The 16472-nt window shown below is 70.3% G+C and carries 17 protein-coding genes; 9 read left to right on the top strand and 8 right to left on the bottom strand.

Annotated features, from left to right (window positions below):
* Positions 1-5 precede the first annotated feature (5 nt).
* A complete protein-coding gene (locus OG299_RS13935; protein ID WP_327361653.1) occupies positions 6-467 on the top strand; it encodes a DUF3291 domain-containing protein in 462 nt (153 codons plus the stop codon).
* Positions 468-499: 32 nt separating this feature from the next.
* Here the strand turns inward: OG299_RS13935 and OG299_RS13930 are convergent, their stop codons facing one another.
* A complete protein-coding gene (locus OG299_RS13930; protein ID WP_266625487.1) occupies positions 500-1630 on the bottom strand; it encodes a ferritin-like domain-containing protein in 1131 nt (376 codons plus the stop codon).
* Positions 1631-1799: 169 nt separating this feature from the next.
* On the opposite strand from OG299_RS13930, the gene OG299_RS13925 reads away from it, so the two are divergent.
* From OG299_RS13925 to OG299_RS13915, 3 genes are read left to right on the top strand one after another with little or no spacing between them, the layout of a single operon-like run.
* A complete protein-coding gene (locus tag OG299_RS13925) occupies positions 1800-2729 on the top strand; it encodes an AurF N-oxygenase family protein (RefSeq protein WP_266625485.1) in 930 nt (309 codons plus the stop codon).
* A gap of 29 nt (positions 2730-2758) precedes the next feature.
* A complete protein-coding gene (locus tag OG299_RS13920; RefSeq protein ID WP_266625483.1) occupies positions 2759-3475 on the top strand; it encodes a TetR/AcrR family transcriptional regulator in 717 nt (238 codons plus the stop codon).
* Between the two features lie 10 nt (positions 3476-3485).
* Complete coding sequence (locus OG299_RS13915; protein WP_266625481.1) at positions 3486-3761, top strand: DUF8847 domain-containing protein; 276 nt, start codon at positions 3486-3488, stop codon at positions 3759-3761.
* Between the two features lie 15 nt (positions 3762-3776).
* Here OG299_RS13915 and OG299_RS13910 read toward each other — a convergent pair whose 3' ends face one another.
* The 3 genes from OG299_RS13910 to OG299_RS13900 form a co-directional block, all read right to left on the bottom strand.
* Positions 3777-5108 carry a histidine kinase dimerization/phospho-acceptor domain-containing protein gene (locus tag OG299_RS13910; protein ID WP_327361652.1) on the bottom strand — a complete coding sequence of 444 codons (1332 nt, stop codon included), beginning with the start codon at positions 5106-5108 and terminating at the stop codon, positions 3777-3779.
* Complete coding sequence (locus OG299_RS13905) at positions 5105-5878, bottom strand: hypothetical protein (protein WP_266625477.1); 774 nt, start codon at positions 5876-5878, stop codon at positions 5105-5107. Before OG299_RS13905 ends, OG299_RS13910 begins: the two co-directional genes overlap by 4 nt.
* Positions 5879-5989: 111 nt before the next feature.
* Positions 5990-6592 carry a hypothetical protein gene (locus OG299_RS13900; protein WP_266625475.1) on the bottom strand — a complete coding sequence of 201 codons (603 nt, stop codon included), beginning with the start codon at positions 6590-6592 and terminating at the stop codon, positions 5990-5992.
* Positions 6593-6774: 182 nt separating this feature from the next.
* Between OG299_RS13900 and OG299_RS13895 the strand changes: the two genes are divergently transcribed.
* Positions 6775-7647, top strand: coding sequence for a nuclease-related domain-containing protein (locus OG299_RS13895; RefSeq protein WP_327361651.1), 873 nt, complete (start codon positions 6775-6777; stop codon positions 7645-7647).
* Between the two features lie 23 nt (positions 7648-7670).
* On the opposite strand, the gene ku is transcribed toward OG299_RS13895, so the two are convergent.
* Positions 7671-8759, bottom strand: coding sequence for a non-homologous end joining protein Ku (gene ku, locus OG299_RS13890; RefSeq protein ID WP_327361650.1), 1089 nt, complete (start codon positions 8757-8759; stop codon positions 7671-7673).
* 31 nt (positions 8760-8790) lie between these two features.
* Here ku and ligD point away from each other — a divergent pair, with 31 nt between their 5' ends.
* The 3 genes from ligD (at position 8791) to OG299_RS13875 (ending at position 11190) form a co-directional block, all read left to right on the top strand.
* Positions 8791-9690, top strand: coding sequence for a non-homologous end-joining DNA ligase (gene ligD, locus OG299_RS13885; RefSeq protein ID WP_327361649.1), 900 nt, complete (start codon positions 8791-8793; stop codon positions 9688-9690).
* Positions 9691-9894: 204 nt separating this feature from the next.
* A complete protein-coding gene (locus tag OG299_RS13880; protein WP_327361648.1) occupies positions 9895-10185 on the top strand; it encodes a hypothetical protein in 291 nt (96 codons plus the stop codon).
* Positions 10186-10287: 102 nt separating this feature from the next.
* A complete protein-coding gene (locus OG299_RS13875) occupies positions 10288-11190 on the top strand; it encodes an ATP-dependent DNA ligase (RefSeq protein ID WP_327361647.1) in 903 nt (300 codons plus the stop codon).
* 203 nt (positions 11191-11393) lie between these two features.
* Here the strand turns inward: OG299_RS13875 and OG299_RS13870 are convergent, their stop codons facing one another.
* The 3 genes from OG299_RS13870 to OG299_RS13860 all read right to left on the bottom strand — a co-directional run bounded on the left by OG299_RS13870 (position 11394) and on the right by OG299_RS13860 (position 15065).
* A complete protein-coding gene (locus OG299_RS13870; protein ID WP_327361646.1) occupies positions 11394-12173 on the bottom strand; it encodes a hypothetical protein in 780 nt (259 codons plus the stop codon).
* Positions 12174-12389: 216 nt separating this feature from the next.
* Positions 12390-14678 (bottom strand): hypothetical protein, encoded by a 2289-nt coding sequence (locus OG299_RS13865; RefSeq protein WP_327361645.1) that lies wholly within the window; start codon positions 14676-14678, stop codon positions 12390-12392.
* Between the two features lie 9 nt (positions 14679-14687).
* The gene (locus tag OG299_RS13860; protein ID WP_327361644.1) at positions 14688-15065 is read right to left on the bottom strand and encodes a hypothetical protein; all 378 of its coding nucleotides are present in this window, start codon (positions 15063-15065) and stop codon (positions 14688-14690) included.
* 494 nt (positions 15066-15559) lie between these two features.
* Between OG299_RS13860 and OG299_RS13855 the strand changes: the two genes are divergently transcribed.
* Positions 15560-16456 carry an ATP-dependent DNA ligase gene (locus OG299_RS13855; protein WP_327361643.1) on the top strand — a complete coding sequence of 299 codons (897 nt, stop codon included), beginning with the start codon at positions 15560-15562 and terminating at the stop codon, positions 16454-16456.
* The last annotated feature ends 16 nt before the right edge of the window (positions 16457-16472 follow it).

The raw sequence follows: 16472 nt of genomic DNA, 5'->3' as shown, positions 1-16472 counted from the left end.
CGGGCATGACCAACACGACCCACGAACTGGCCCAGGTGAACATAGCCCGGCTCAAATACCCGCTCGAATCAGCGGAATTGAAGGACTTCGTCGACGGGCTCGACCCCGTCAACGCCGTCGCCGACACGGCCGACGGATTCGTCTGGCGCCTCCAGGGCGAGGAGGGGAACGCGACGGACGAGCGGGCGTTCGGCGACGAGTGGATCCTGGTGAACATGTCGGTGTGGCGGGACGCCGACGCCCTGACCGGCTTCATGTACCAGGGGCGCCACCGCGAGCTGATGGCGCGCCGCCGGGAGTTCTTCGAGCAGGTCGCGGAGGCCATGGCGGTCATGTGGTGGGTTCCGGCGGGGGAGCGGCCCACGGTCGCGGACGCCGAGGAGCGGCTGCTCCACCTGCGTGAGCACGGCCCGACCCCGTACGCGTTCACCCTGCGCACGTCGTTCCCGCCGGAGCCGTCGGCGTAGCGCCGGGTCCTACGGAGTGCTCGCGCCGGGTCCTACGGAGTGCCCGCCGGGCCGTCCGGCTCCTCGGCGCCCTCCGCGATGGCCGCCTCCACCTCCGCCACGCGCTCCGCCTCCTCGGCCGCGAACCGTTCGCGGTCGAGGGCCTCGGCGATCTCCTCGTCCTGCGTCATCAGCAGGTCCAGGTTGGAGTCGCCCATCTCGAAGACGCCCATGTCCAGGTACGCCTTCTGCAGCCGCTCGCCCCACAGCCCGATGTCCTTCACGCACGGCACGATCCGGCTGAACAGCAGCTTCCGGAACAGGTGCAGGAACTCCGACTGCTCGCTGAACTGCTCGGCCTCCTTGCGCGCGATGCCGAAGTTCTCCAGCACCTCCACCCCGCGCAGCCGGTCTCGCATCAGGTAGCAGCCCTCGATCACGAACTCCTCGCGCTCACGCAGCTCGGCGTCCGTCAACTGCTTGTAGTAGTCGCGCAGGGCCATCCGCCCGAACGCCACGTGCCGGGCCTCGTCCTGCATCACGTACGCCAGGATCTGCTTCGGCAGCGGCTTGTCGGTCGTGTCGCGGATCATCCCGAAGGCCGCCAGCGCCAGCCCCTCGATGAGCACCTGCATGCCCAGGTACGGCATGTCCCAGCGCGAATCGCGCAGGGTGTCGCCGAGCAGTGCCTGGAGGTTGTCGTTGATCGGGTAGAGCATCCCGACCTTCTCGTGCAGGAAGCGGCCGAAGACCTCGGCGTGCCGGGCCTCGTCCATCGTCTGGGTCGCGGAGTAGAACTTCGCGTCCAGGTCAGGCACCGACTCCACGATCCGCGCCGCGCACACCATCGCGCCCTGCTCGCCGTGCAGGAACTGGCTGAAGTTCCAGGCGGTGTAGTGCCGGCGCAGCTCGCCCTTGTCCTTCTCGGTGAGCCGGGACCAGTGCCGGGTGCCGTACAGGGTCAGCGCCTCGTCCGGGGTGCCGAGCGGGTTGTACGGGTCCACCTCCAGCTCCCAGTCGATGCGCTTGGCGCCGTCCCACTGCTTGTCCTTGCCCTTCTGGTACAGGGCGAGGAGCCGCTCGCGGCCGTCCGCATATTCCCAGCTGAAGCGGGCCGCGCCGGAGGCCGGAACCTGCCAGACGTCCGCGCCCGGGTCCTTGGTGTAGAGCTCGTGCGTCGACACTGACGCCCCCTCGGCTCGTGTACTTCCGTACAGGACTGGATGGTTGGCAGCGTCACACGTTGGTAGACGCGGGGTCAACAAGTCGTGCGCAGGGGATTGACGGTCTTGCTGACAAGCAGTCTCATAAGTGATGACCGCCGGTAACCCGATGAGCGAGGTATCCGAAGCCATGACGACCGTGACCGATCGAGGCGCGCTGCAGGACGCGCTCGGCCTCCTCAAGGACCGCGAAGAGATCGCCGCGCGACTGCTCGAATCCTCGGCCAAGCACTCCTTCGACCCCGACAAGGAACTCGACTGGGACGCCCCGCCCATCGACGGGAAGTACTACTGGCCGCCCGAGCTGCTCTCCCTCTACGACACCCCGCTGTGGAAGAAGATGGGCGAGGAGCAGCGCATCGACCTCTCCCGCCACGAGGCCGCGGCGCTCGGCTCGCTCGGCATCTGGTTCGAGATCATCCTGATGCAGCTGATGGTCCGGCACATCTACGACAAGTCCCTGACCAGCAACCACGTCCGCTACGCGCTCACCGAGATAGCCGACGAGTGCCGCCACTCGATGATGTTCGCCCGCATGATCCAGAAGGCCGGCGCCCCCGCCTACCCGGTCTCCCGCCTCAACCACAACCTCGCCCGGATCCTCAAGACCGTCTCCACGACCCCGGGTTCCTTCGCCTGCACCCTGCTCGGCGAGGAGATCCTCGACTGGATGCAGCGCCTCACCTTCCCCGACGAGCGCATCCAGCCCCTCGTACGCGGCGTCACCCGCATCCACGTCATCGAGGAGGCCCGGCACGTCCGCTACGCCCGCGAGGAACTGCGCCGCCAGATGCTGACCGCCCCGCGCTGGGAACAGGAACTCACGCGCATCAGCTGCGGCGAGGCCGCCCGCGTCTTCTCCCTGGCCTTCGTCAACCCCCAGGTCTACGAGAACATCGGCCTCGACCGGCGCGAAGCCGTCGCCCAGGTCCGGGCGAGCGGCCACCGCCGCGAGGTCATGCAGACGGGCGCCAAGCGGCTCACGGACTTCCTCGACGACATCGGCGTGCTGCGCGGCGTCGGCCGCAGGCTCTGGAAGAGCTCGGGACTCCTCGCCTGAGCCGCCTGTTTCGGGGCTACCCTGCGGGCATGACGACCGTACGCGCGTACCGCAGGCTGAGCGTCGAGGAGCGGCGGGCCCAGCTGCTCGACGCCGCCTTGTCGCTGTTCGCGCACCGGGCCCCGGAAGAGGTCTCGCTCGACGACGTCGCCGAGGCGGCGGGCGTCTCGCGGCCCCTGGTCTACCGCTACTTCCCGGGCGGCAAGCAGCAGCTGTACGAGGCGGCCCTGCGCTCGGCGGCGGACCTCCTCGAGCAGTGCTTCGCCGAACCGCAGGCCGGCCCCCTGACCCAGCGCCTCTCCCGGGCGCTGGACCGCTACCTGGCCTTCGTGGACGAGCACGACGCGGGCTTCTCGGCGCTCCTCCAGGGCGGCAGCGTCGTCGAGACCTCCCGTACGACGGCGACGGTGGACGGCATCCGCCGGGCCGCGGCGCAGCAGATCCTCTACCACCTGGCCGTCCCGGCCCCCGGTCCGCGGCTGCGGATGATGGTCCGCACCTGGATCACGGCGGTCGAGGCGGCCTCCCTCATCTGGATCGACGAGGGCAAGCAGCCGGAGGTCTCGTCCCTGCGCGACTGGCTGGTCGACCAGTTCATAGCCCTGCTGACGGCGACGGCCGCCACCGACCCGGAGACCGCCGCAGCGGCGCGGGCCGCGCTGGCCCTCGAATCGGCGGACGGCCCGGTCGGGGTCCTGGCCCGACGCGTGATCCCCGTGGTCTCCGAGGCCGCCCACCTGCTGTGACACTGGTGGGGTGAGAAGCGAACCCACCCCCTTCGAGGGCGGCCCGATGGACGGCCGGGTCCTTGCGATCCTCGTCGGCCCGACCGGCCACCCGCCGAAGTGGTACGAGATCCCGGTCCCGTCGGCCGACGGCGGCCCCGAGACGGTCCTGCTGTACGAGCGGGTCCCGGCCGGCTATTCGAAGCGGCTGCACCTCCAGAAGGGCTGGAAGTACACGTACGCCCCGTCGGGCCAGAAGCCCAAGGTCCGCTGGCCCTGGAGCAAGCAGACCCCGCCGCCGGCCTGATCGACAAAACAGCCCCTAGGCCTCCGGACCCGCAGGTGCGGGCCGCTCCGGGTCCGCAGGCGCGGGCGGCTCCGGACCCGCAGGTGCGGGCGGCTCCGGGTCCGGAGGCTCCGGGAGGGTCAGGACGGCCAGTGCCCCGCCGCCCTCCGCGCCCCGGAACACCAGCCGCGCGCCGATGACCTCCGCCTGCCCCACTGCGATGGTCAGCCCCAGCCCGTGCCCCTTGCCCGCCCCCACGCCCCCGGTCCGGAACCGCTGCGGGCCGTGCGCCATCAGGTACTCCGGGAACCCGTCCCCGTGGTCCCGTACGGTCACCACCGGCCCGTCCACCGTCAGTGCCACCGGCGGCCGCCCGTGCTTGTGCGCATTGGCCACCAGGTTCCCCAGCACCCGCTCGAGCCTGCGCCGGTCGGTCTCCACGTGCGCGTCCCGGACGATCACCACCTCCGTATCCGTCCCGGACGCCCGCACCACCCGCCGCGCCAGCCGGCCCAACTGGTGCAGATCCGTCTCCACCACCTCACGCCCCGAATCCAGCCGCGAGATCTCCAGCAGGTCCTCCGTCAGACCCCGCATCGTCCGTACCCGCTCCTGCACCAGCTCTGTCGCCCGCCCCTCCGGCAGCAGCTCCGACGCCGCCTGCAACCCGGTCAGCGGCGTGCGCAGCTCGTGCGCGACGTCCGCCGTGAACCGCTGCTCGCTCAGCAGCTTCGCCTGCAGGGTCCCGGCCATCGTGTCGAGAGCGCCCGCCACGATCGCCACCTCGTCCTGGTGCCGCGAGGGGTCCTTGGTCCGCGGATCGTCCACGCGCGCGTCCAGATCGCCCTGCGTGATCCGCCGGGCCACGGTCGCCGTCTGGTGCAACCGCCGCGTCACCCGGGTCACCGCGAAGGCCCCCACCAGCAGCGTCCCGCCGATCGCCAGCACGGACGACCAGATGATCGCGTTGTCCAGGCCCTGGATCGTCCGCGCGCTCTGCGCGTAGTCGACGGCCGTGGCCAGGGCCTTCCCGTCCGCCGGGGCCGCCGCCCACATCGTCGGGCGGCCCTCGTACTCGGCCACCATCGTCGCGCGCTGCCCGGACACCGCCAGCGCCCGCAGCGCCGGCGGCAGGCCCGCCGGGTCGAGCCCCGAGTCGGGCGGGAGGGCCTCGCCGGCCTCGTACTCCCGTGCGACGTCGGCCAGTTTCTCGAGGGCCTTCCCGCGCGCCGTCGCGACCGTCTGGCGGGTCACCTCCACGTGCACCAGCGCACCCAGCGCGGCCGCGAGGGAGCAGCACATCACGACGATGAAGCACCCCGCCTTCCACGTCAGCGTGGCCGTCCAGGCGGGCAGCCGCCCCCTCACGGCGTCCCCTCCGGGGAGGGCTTCAGCGGCTGCGGCGCCGACGGCGAGGCGGCGGGGGCGGTCGTCGGCAGCCGGACGATCTGCTCGCGCGTCGGCAGCATCGTGCGCTGCTTTCCGTCCCAGGACCACACGGTGATCAGCTCGTAGCCCGGATTGCCGCTCGGCACCCGCAGGATCACGTCCTCTCCCGCCAGCTCGACACCGACCACGGTCTGCGTCGTCGCCATGATCCGGTTGAGGCGTCCGTCGGGGTCCGCCGTGTACACCCGTACGGACATCATCCGGTCCGGCAGTTCGATGCCGACGACGAGCTCGTCCCGGCCGTTGTCCGTCAGGTCCCGGTAGTACGGCGTCAGCACCGGGCACTTCCCCGGCGGCTGCCCCTCCTGCCCGCATGCCTCGATCGCGGCGACGGTCTGCGGGGGCATCCCGTCCGCGCCGGCGTCGGTGTTCGGGCCGGCCCGCAGTTCCGCCTGGACGAGGGCCACCGGGTCGACCTCGTGCACGTTCTGGTCCCGCACGGGTGCCAGTCCCTGCACGTACACCGGCGGTGCACCTTCCGGATCGGCGGGCGGTACGGAGGCCCCCTTGCGGTCCGGCCACAGGTGTACGGGCCCGCTCGCGGTCGGGGTCGCACCGGCGCCCACCGGGCCGCCGGTGTCGCCGCAGCCCGCGAGCAGGGGCGCCAGCGCGAGGCCGATCAGGGCGGGCAGGGCGGGCAGGGCGGCGCGGGCACGGGAGGCGGCGGCCGGGAAGGGAAACGCACGCAAGCCGACCGGGCCTCCTCTTCCACGGGTCCACGCGACGCCTCGTGACGTCACTCAACCTTATGCGGAGGTTTGCCCGTTTTTTCGACAGGTTCTCGAGAGGGTCTCGGCGGATCAGCCCTCGGTGCGCCCGCGGCGCAGCATGGCGAACCCGAGCCCGGCGGCGCCCACGGCCGCGATACCGCCGCCCGCGGCGAGCAGCAGCACCCCGTCACCCGGCCCGTCGGCCAGCGTGTCCAGGGTCCCGGAGGCGACCGACCGGGCGTGCGGAGCCGAGGCCTGGACGACCCGCCCGTCCCGGGTCCCGGTCTTGTGCCCGTCGGCGACGGGCGTACCGCTGCCGGCGCCGGTCCCGCCCGCGGCGCCGACCCAGGAGGACAGCCGGCCGTCGGGCCGGAGCGCCACGTGCAGCGGGCCGGATCCGCCGAATCCGGCGGAGCCGTCACTGCTGGTCAAGGTGGCCGCCTTGGCGCCGTCGGCGGCCAGGATGTCGGCCTGGAAGCCGCCCTCGGCGATGCGGTAGACGTTCGCCTTGGACACGCCGTCCGCGAGGCCGAGGGTCTTGAGGAGGGTCCGGGGCGCACCCGCGGAGTGCGCGGCCGAAGCGGCGGGCACCCCTTCGGCGAGGGCGGCCGCGGCGGGCAGCCCAAGGAGGGTTCCGGCGCAGACGGTCACTGCGGCGGCTCGTACGAGAGTGCGGCGGTTGACGGTGCTCACGGGGAATCCTTAGGTCCGGTCCAGTTACGGCAAACCTAGGAGCCTGCTGTGTCAGTACAGCGATGAGCATGTAACAGGAACCCGGCGGAGTCCCGTAGAAGCTGTTACGTGACCGAGAACTCCACCGGGGGATTGCCGCGAGGCGCCCGGGCTGCTCCCATGTACGGCGGGGGGTGAGGTCCATGCGGGGACTCAAGGTGCTGCCGAGCGGCCGCCCCGGCCGCGGCCGGCTCTACGTCAACCTGCCCGACGGCCAGGCGGTGGCCTGGTACGACCGGCAGACCAACCGGATCAGCGTGCTCGCCGACCAGCACCGCGAGGCGGTCCTGGCGGCGTTGCGCCCGTACCTGGCCGGCCCGTACACGGTCGGCCCCCCGCCGGTGCCCACGCCTGCGGACCTGCGCAGACTCGCCCTCCCGCCGGACGAGGACCTGGCCCCGAACCGCCCCGGCGAAGCCCTGCTGGGCGAACTGGAACACGGCTCGGCGGGCAGCCGGGCCCGGCACCGGCTCCGCCAGGACCTGACGGCCCAGCAGCGCATGGGCGACCTGCTGGACTCCCTCGAGCCGGAGGACTGGCGGGTCCTGCACTCCGTGCCGCTCCCGGGCCTGGGCCGCATCGACCACCTGCTCATGGGCCCGGCGGGGATCTTCTGCATCCGTACGCTCCCGGGGCGCAAGCAGCGGGCGGCCGTCGGCGACCTGCTGCTGACGGTGGGCCGCGCCGAGCCGCGCCCGGACCCGCGCTGGATCCGCCGTGCCGCCGCCGCGGCAACCCGGGCCCTGGCGGCCCCGGTGCTCCCGGCGCTGGCGCTGGTCGACGCCTCCCGCATCGAGGTGGCCCCGACGGTCCGCGACATCCGCATCCTCGAACCGGCGACGACCCCGGCGCACCTCGCCGCAGCCCCGACCACCCTCAAACCCCCGGACATCGAAGCCCTCTTCACCCAGGCCCGCACCACCCGAACCTGGCTGCCCCCACACCTCTACGGCCCCTCCCGAACCCGCCGCCGCACCGCACCCACGGGCCTGCGACCCCGCACGAACGGCGCGTAGGCCGTCTCCTCCCGGCCCACCGGTCAGGCCGACGTCCGCTTCCGCGGAGCCGCCTTCTTCGCCGACGCCCCCGCCGCGGTCGACTTCTTCGTCGAAGTCCCGCCCGCGGTCGCCTTCTTCGCCGCAGCCGTCTTCGAAGTGGACTTCGTCGCAGCCGACTTGCGCGACGCCGCCTTCTTCGTGCCCGACGCCGTCTTCTTCGCCGACGCCGTCGAGGCGGTCGACTTCTTCCCGCCCACCGTCTTCGGCGCGGCAGCGGCCGCCGGCTTCCGCCGGATCGGCGTAACCTCCGCATCCTCGGCGGCCCCGGCCGCCCCCGCCCCGACCTCGCCCCGAGACGCCTTCGCCGCCCGCACGCTCTTCTCCAGCGCCGCCATCAGGTCGATCACCTTCCCGCCGGCCGGCTCCACCTCGGCCTCCGCCGGAGGCTCGAACGCGCCCTCCGACTTCGCCGAGATCATCGCCTCCACGGCCTCGCGGTACTCGTCCGTCAGGGAGGACATCTCCACCTCCCCCAACGTCGCCATCAGCGCGTCCGCCAGGTCCAGCTCGGCGTCCCGCACCGACACCTTCCCCTCCGGAGCCACCCCCTCCGGCACCCGGATCTCGTCCGGCCAGAGCAGCCCGTGCATCGCGATCACATCGTCGACGACCCGCAGCATGCCCAGCCGCTCCCGCCCCCGCAGTGCGTACTTGGCGACCGCGACCCGCCGGCTCCGCTTCAGCGCCTCGCGCAGCAGCGTGTACGGCTTCGCCGCCGTCGGCCCGTTCGCCGCGAGGTAGTACGCCGCGTCCATCTGCAGCGGATCGATCTCGTCCGCCGGGACGAACGACACGATCTCGATCGTCTTCGCCGTCGCGATCGGCAGCTGCGCCAGGTCCTCGTCCGTGATCGGGATGAGCGACCCGTCCGCCTCCTCGTACCCCTTGCCGATCTCGGCGGTCGCCACCTCCTCCCCGTCCAGCTCGCACACCTTGCGGTAGCGGATCCTGCCGCCGTCGCTCAGGTGGATCTGGCGAAAGGAGATCGAGTGGCTCTCGGTGGCGTTCACCAGCTTGATCGGGATGCTGACCAAGCCGAAGGAGATTGCCCCGTTCCAGATGGATCGCACGGTTCCTCCCGTTTCATGGCAATCTCATCGTATGACGCCGATCACCATGGTGGAGGGGCGTCGCGTCCCGCTCAGCAATCTCCACAAGGTCCTGTACCCCGAGACCGGCTTCACCAAGGGCGAGGTGCTGCACTACTACGCCACCATCGCGGGTTCGCTGCTGGCCCACATCCACAACCGGCCGGTGTCGTTCCTGCGCTATCCCGACGGCCCGGACGGCCAGCTCTTCTTCACGAAGAACCCGCCGCCCGGCACGCCCGCCTGGGTGAAAACCACCCCGGTGCCCCGCTCCGAGGACCTCTCCGCCGAACAGGTGGTCATCGCGGACCTGCCCTCCCTCATGTGGGCCGCCAACCTCGTCGTCGAGTTCCACACCCCCCAGTGGCCGGCGGGCAGTCCGGCCCTCGCCGACCGGCTGATCATCGACCTCGATCCCGGCGCGCCCGCCACCGTCGTCGAGTGCTGCGCCGTCGCGCTGTGGCTGCGCGAGCGCCTCGCCGCCGACGGCCTGTCCGCGTACGCCAAGACCTCCGGCTCCAAGGGCCTGCACCTGGCCGTCCCCCTGGAGCCGACCCCGTCCGACCGCGTGTCGGCGTACGCCAAGAGCCTCGCCCAGGAGGCCGAGCGCGCGCTCCCCGACCTCGTCCTGCACCGCATGGCCAAGGCCCTGCGCCCCGGCAAGGTCTTCGTCGACCACAGCCAGAACGCCGCCGCCAAAACCACCGCCGCCCCCTACACCCTGCGGGCGCGGGCCCGGCCGACGGTCTCCGCCCCCGTGTCCTGGGAGGAGGTCGCGGCCTGCCATACCCCCTCCGACCTGGTGTTCCTCGCAGACGACATCCCGCCCCGGCTCGAGCGCGACGGGGACCTCTTCGGCCCGCTGACCGACCCCGACCGGGCCCACCGGCTGCCGGGGAAGGCTGGGCCATGATCCACGTCGCCCTCGCCGCCACCGTCCGCACCCTGCCGCGCGCGGCCGGCCTGGCGTACGAGCCGAAGTTCGACGGTTCTCCAGACACTTTGAAATGTCTCATCCGGGTGACTCTCCGAGCCTTCCCGTAGCCGTTGACGTGATCGTCCGTTGGGGTGACTGTCCGGTTCTTCGGAACGATGGCGGCGTCCCTCGGAGGGGTCTGTGCAGCTGTTCTTCACCAACAAGCGGAAGGTCTGGAAGGTCGGTGAGGTCGCCGGCCTGAGTCACGTCCAGCTCACGGATCTTTTCGAGCGACGTCGCATACCCGCCGGTACACCGATCCTGCTCGACTCAGCGATGTGCCGACAGGAATGCCGGAAGCTCCAGGACCAGGTCGATGCCGCTGCCACCGTTATCGCGGCCCTGCTGGCCGAGAACGCGGCATTCCGCGAACAACTGGCCAAGCGATCAGCCGCCGTTATCCCACTGGACCGCGCTCCACGCCATCCGTGAATGACCTTCGAGTCGGGCGGGGTGAGGCTGTTCCGGTGACAGACCGGCCGGACCAGCGAGCCCCACTCCGCCCCAAAGACCGGGCGGACAGACCCTGGCGGAATGGAAGAGAGCTCGCCGACGGTGGTCCTTCACCCGCCCCTCGATGTCATGCGTCCGCGGCCGGCCGATGAGGTCCCTGAGCAGGACAGCATGCCTGGAGGTCTTCAGTACTCCCTCAAGCTGGATGGATTCCGCGCGCTCGCCTTCATTCTGGAGGGCGGAAGAGCGTTCTTGCAGTCGCGATCCGGGAGGGACCTCACCAGAGAGTTCCCGCAGGTTTCCGCGCACCTGCAAGAGAATCTACCGCCCGGAATCGTGCTGGACGGCGAGCTCTGCGCCTACCGAGACGGGCGACTGGACTTCACTGATCTGCTTCGGTCCCGCGCCGATCGCGAGCGGTCAGGAATTCCGGTCTACTACATCGCCTTCGACATCCTCGCCATCCCAGGGACTGATGTCAGGGGCCTGCCCCTGAGTACGCGGTGGGAGCTTCTCGGTCGGGCTCTGGGTGACGCCGAGCCACCCCTTCAGCGTGTGCTGGCCACGCTGGACGAGGAGACCGCGCGCCTCTGGTTTCGCGAGATGAGGGCTGTGGGCGTTGAAGGTATCGTGGCGAAGTCGCTCAGTTCGACCTATCAGCCGGGGGAAACATGGGCCTGGAGGAAGATCAGGCACTCCGATACCCGAGACGGCATACTCCTCGGCGTATTCGGTCCGGAACAGCGACCGCATGCTCTTCTCGTGGAGCTTCCCGACGGCCGAACCGTGAAGACGTCGCCGCGTCTGACGGGAATGCAGGCGCGGCAGGTCGGCGAATCGGTACGCGGCCGCCTGGGAGAGCGGACCGAACATCCCGACCACGGCCTCGTGACCCTACTGATCGAGCCTGTCCTGGTCGAGGTACGCGAGACGGCCGGTCGCCACGAGACAGCGAGGTTCGTGCGCGTCCGGTTCGAGGGGTGATCCGGCGGGTCCTGCATCCGAACGCCGTGCCCGCAGGGAGCACGATAGGTTGACGCATGGCACATCACGGCTTGATCTCGCGGTAGGCGCTGAGCCCGATTCGCTCCACCTCGGCGAGTGACCGTACACCCTCGGTCTTTGACCACCGTGTCGAGGAATGCCGTGAAGAGTACTGTCCGGGCCTGCTGCGCCGGGCAGTTGGGTTACGACTTGGCCTCGCGGTAGCCACTCAGCGCGCTCAGATCCACTTCGGCGACCAGAGCCTGCCGAGTGGACTCGTCAGTGTTCCGCGCCTGGGTCCATGTGCGGGCGATGTCGACTCCTTGGGCGCGGAGGCGGTTGGCCAGTTCCGCTTCCGGCATGTTCCTGAGGCCTTGGAGCCATGTCGCCGTGAGGTAGGCGGCAGGGTCCTCCTGGTAGCCGCCCTGGGCGGCCGGCTCGCGCAGCAAACGGTCGCGGACGGCGGTCCGCCACGCCCGGTCACGGGCGTACCTGTCGGTCAGGCCGTCCAGGATGCCGAGTGCACGGGCGTTTTCCGTCGGCGGGAGCGAGAGGGGGGTCCCCGTCGCATCGCCCGGGACGGCGGCGAGCTGCTTGGCCTCGTACCGGGTCTCCGCCAGGCGCAGGATCGCGTACGCCTGCGGATCCTGGGAGACGGCGCGCACGACGTTGCGGAAGACGAGGTGGCCGACTGCCAGGTGATAGGTGCCGGAGGACTCCCACGGGTCGTCGGCCGGGCCTATCTTGAAGACGTACTGGGAGTCGAGTCCGGCGAGCATCTCATGAGTGTCGCCCGCGAAGTCCGCGAGCACGGTGGCCAGCGGCACGCGGAGGGCGGGATCGATCCGGAGATTCTCCGTGTAGCCGAGTCCGGGGGAGTAGAGCACGTCCTTCACGGCCCGGGCCTGCGCCTGCGAGTGCTTGCCCGGCTCGCTCGCGGCCGTGGCCTTCACAATGGCCCGGCCCAGTGCCGCGCAGTTCATCCCGGCCTGGACACCAGCTCCAACGGACGTTCGTACGTGCTCATCCCCCGCCAGGCCGTTGCAGGGAGCCGCCGTGTCGCGTCCGAAGCCAAGCCACGCCACGAGCCCGCCCAGCAACGCCAGGCATACCGCAAGCAACGACCACATCTTGACCGGCACGGTACGGCGGGCTGTCTTTCCCGTCATGGATGGCTCCACTCCTCTTTGCAACCCGGCTCAGTTGGCCGTGTCCGTCAGGTACTTCTGCGCCGTCGCGTTCCCACGGAGATGTCCTTCGAGCACGTCGCGAGTGAGCTTCCGGACGTCGGCTTCGGGAATGTCGGGCCGTTCCTTCGCCCACTCGCGAATCAGGATGGGCATCTGGTTGTTGACGTCGAGGTACTCGTCGGCAATCGCGGGATTGGCCTTGGCATCGACCGCAGCCTTCATCCTGTTGTCCCATTCCCAGGCCCACGTGTCGACGCCGCGCTGGAGCGAGTCACCGAAGGCGACGGACATGGTGGCGCCGGCAGCACCGACGGGTGTGGTGAAGTACAGCGGGGTCACCGCGCCGCCGATGACGTGGTAGGCGACCTTAGCCTTCCAGTCCGCTGCGCTGTAGCCCGCCATCCGGCCGTCGTTGATCACGTCCTCCCTGATGGAACTGAACGTGCCGAGGGCCGTACCCGCCTCGTTGACGGCGTTCGTCACCTCCGATCCCTGCGCTCCCTTGGGGAGATGTTCCAGCGAGATGTCGATGTACCGGGACTCCGCCTTGTGGAGCGTGCCGTAGGCCTCCGGATCGTCCGAGAGCCCGCGCATGAACTGGACCAGGTCCTTCTGGGACGCCGACATATGGGTGGTGCCGCCCTCCTGGAAGTGGCCGGTGCCCATCGCGGAGATGTAGCGGCTGTCCAGGCCGCCCAGGATCTCGTGGGTGTCTGCCGCGTACGAGCCCAGCGCCCGGGCCAGCGGTTCGCGCAGGTTCGCGTCCACACTCTGGGCGGGGCCGAGCTGCTCGATGACGCTGTGCATGAGCCGGGCCTGCGGGTCGGTGTGCTTGAGGGCGGGCCAGGGGTCCTGGCCGGCGCCCAGCGGCGGGTAGCCGGTGGCGCCCGCTTCGATGGCCGCGCCCAGGCCGGTCCGGTTGCTGGCGTCGACCGTGTCGTGGCCGTGTATTTCGATGTTGCCGCGCCAGCTCGCGGTGTTGGTGATCTCCCAGTCCCGCTCCTTGAGCAGGTAGTGGAGGTTGTCGTTCTTCCCGTCGGGACCCGGATCGAGGTACGAGGTGGAGGCGGCAGGGTAGCGGCTCATGATGCCGAGGAGGCCGTCGAGGGGGTCGTGGGCGAACCAAGCCTTGTCCGTGCCACCGTAGTTTCCGTACCGGTCCCAGATATCCGGATTGCCGCCCTGTTTCTTGTCCTCGGCCTTGCGGATGTCGTCCGCCATGTCGTGCAGGAACGGGGCCGAGTAGCCGTCGCCCTGCTGCATCAGGGTGACCAGGCTCTGGTAGCCGCGGACTTTCTGGCTGTGTCCCGGGGCCACCGTGTTGACGTCCTTGCCGGCCCCCTTGAGGTCGTACGAGGCGAGCCCGGCCTTGTCGAGCTGCGTGCGGAAGTTCTTGTAGAAGTCGGACTTGGGGTCCTGCATCGCGTTCGACAGGGAGTTGGCGAGCCCCTTCTCCACGTCCAGGTAGCGCTGCCTGTTGCCCTTGTCGTCGCCGTACGCGTGGTCGTTGAGCTTGTTCGTGAGCTTCAGCGTGTTCTCCGCGCCCATTCCGTTGAGGAAGGTCTGGGTGAACTCCGGGCGTGAGGCGTTGTCGCGGAAGGAACGGTCCAGCTCGGCGTAGTCGGCGGTGGAGACCTTCTCGCCGCTGTTGATGCGGGTGGCGATGTCCTGGGCGTTACGGGCCTCGTAGACCTCGATGTCGCCCTGCGCGTCGGCGTTGAAGCCATCGAGGGTCTCGTCGTTGCCCTTGCCGAAGGCGTCCTTGTTGCTGTCGACGCCCACCGCGTCGAGGGCGATCTTCACGCCCTGGTCGGCCTCGGGTACAGCCTTCACACAGTCGTTGATGTGCTGTTGCCACTTGGCAACCGCATTGCGGATGGTGGTCTCACCGTCCGGGTCATGGTGGATCGCGCTGCGTTCCTGCGCGGTGAGCTTCGCGTAGTCGTAGGCGACGTTCCCCTGCTCCGAGACGGTCATGCCGGCCTTTATCGCATCGTCCCGCGCACTCTCGACCCGCTTCTTGAGGTCAGTGAACTGGCTGTGCGCGTCGCGCAGCAGGCTGGCGACGGCCTTGGCCTGGATCTGCGCGGCGGAGTACTCGTAGCGGGTGGCGGCGAAGCTCGTATGAGCCACCCCGACACTGATACCGGTCCAGCTCTGACCCATGGTTATCTTCTGGACGCTGTCGCCGTAGCGGCTTTCGACTTTCTTCAGTTCACCGGCCATCGAATCCCACTTGCCTGCCGCCGTCGTCAGCAGGCCCAGGTCCGTGGTCATCACTTCGTGGTACGTCAGCATGGCTTCCCCCTACAGCCCGTTGAGTTTCGACTGGGTGCCGATCGGCCGGAACTGGTCACCCAGGCCGATGTCATTGCGCACGAACAGACCCGAGGCGCCCCGCAGGGCGCTCTTCTCGGAGCCGAGGCGGCCCATCAGGACCTTGACCTGCTTGTCCCACGTGTCCGCGACCTTCTTCAGGCCCGGGGCGGTGTCCCAGCCCTCGAAGCCCTTCACGGCAGTGTTGGTCGCCTCGTCCGCGTGCTCTGTAGCCGTCTTGGTGTTCGGCTGCAGCTCGGTTTCGATCGTGCTCGCCGCCGCCGTCTTCTCGGCCGGCGTGGACCCGAAGCTGCCCGACCCCCCGGGCGCTAACGGCCCTGCGGGAGCGCCCGTACCGTTCAACCGCATGTCCACCTGCTGATCGGCCGCGCCAGCGCGCGACGGAGCCCACTCCCGATCGAAATCCCCCACCATGCGCCTCCCGTCGACATTTCTTGATCATAGACATGGCAACTGCACACATGCCAAGCCCCCAGGCGCCAGTGGCCGTCGATCAGATCGCCGTCTGCCGCGAGGGCAGCATCCGGCCGGTGATGACCCGCGAATACCCGGAGACGATGACCAGCACCGGTGGGCGGCCCGACTGGCCATAGCCGAGCGCTGGCGCCCACCGACGGGTACCACGGGTCGCACGGGGGCAGCTCGCCGGGCTGATAGACCGTCCTGGAGACCGGGTCGACCGGATGACAAGTCAGCCGCAGTTTGCGTACGCATTCCTTGAGGATCGTCGAGTTCCCAGCTGATCCGGTCGGCGATATGTCGCCGCAGAACGCATGCAGCTACCGGGCGGCCACTCTGGGTCGACGGCGAATCTCAGTAGGGCGTCCAGCGGCGTAGCAGTGATGGCGACACGAGACTTCGGTGTGTCTCATGAGACACACCGAAGTCTGGAGAACGACGGCCACCGCCTCGTGGTGGTGCGCACCGCCGAGGACGTCGTACTGCAGGCGCGCTCCGGCCGCATCGTGACCGCAGCCTTCCCCGATCTGGCCGCCGCGGCCCGGCAGTTGCCCGCCGAGACCGTCCTCGACGGCGAGGTCGTGGTCTGGCACGGGGGCCGTACGGACTTCGCGCTCGTCCAGCGGCGGGCGGCGGCCACGGCCGCGCGGGCCGCCGTACTCGCCCAGAGCCTGCCGGCCTCGTACGCGGCGTTCGACGTGCTGGAACTGGCCGGGCTGGACCTGCGCGGACGCACGTACGAGCGGCGCCGCGCGCTCCTCGTCGACCTGCTGCTCCCGCTGGGCCCGCCGCTGCAGCCGGTCCCGATGACGACCGACCCGGAACTGGCCGCCACCTGGTACGAGACGCTGCCCGCCAGCGGGATCGAGGGCCTGGTCGTCAAACGGCTCGACCAGACGTACCCGGCGGGCCGGCGCGGCTGGCAGAAGCTCCGACACACGCAGGTGCGGGACGCGGCGGTGGTCGGCTACACCGGAACCCCGCGGCGCCCCCTCGCGCTGGTCCTGGTGCTGCCGGTCGGGGACGGGACCCCGCTGGTGTCGAGCCCGCTGACGGCCGCGCTGCGGGCGGACGTGGCGGCGGCGCTGGCCTCGCGCGAAGCCCCTGCCGCCGGGGCCACCCGGGCCGGGGCGCCGGCCGGCGGGGCCACGGTGACCGCGATCGGACTCGGCGAGGTCCCGTTCCGCCCGCTCGACCCGCCGCTCGCGGCGGAGGTCCGGCACCCCTCGACCGCCCGGCACCCGCCGCCCGAGGTGCTCAGGCTGCGGACGGACCTCTGACGCCTCCGAGGCTTTT

This window comes from Streptomyces sp. NBC_01296, assembly GCF_035984415.1.
Taxonomy (GTDB): domain Bacteria; phylum Actinomycetota; class Actinomycetes; order Streptomycetales; family Streptomycetaceae; genus Streptomyces.
This window is presented reverse-complemented; position numbering and strand designations above follow the sequence as displayed.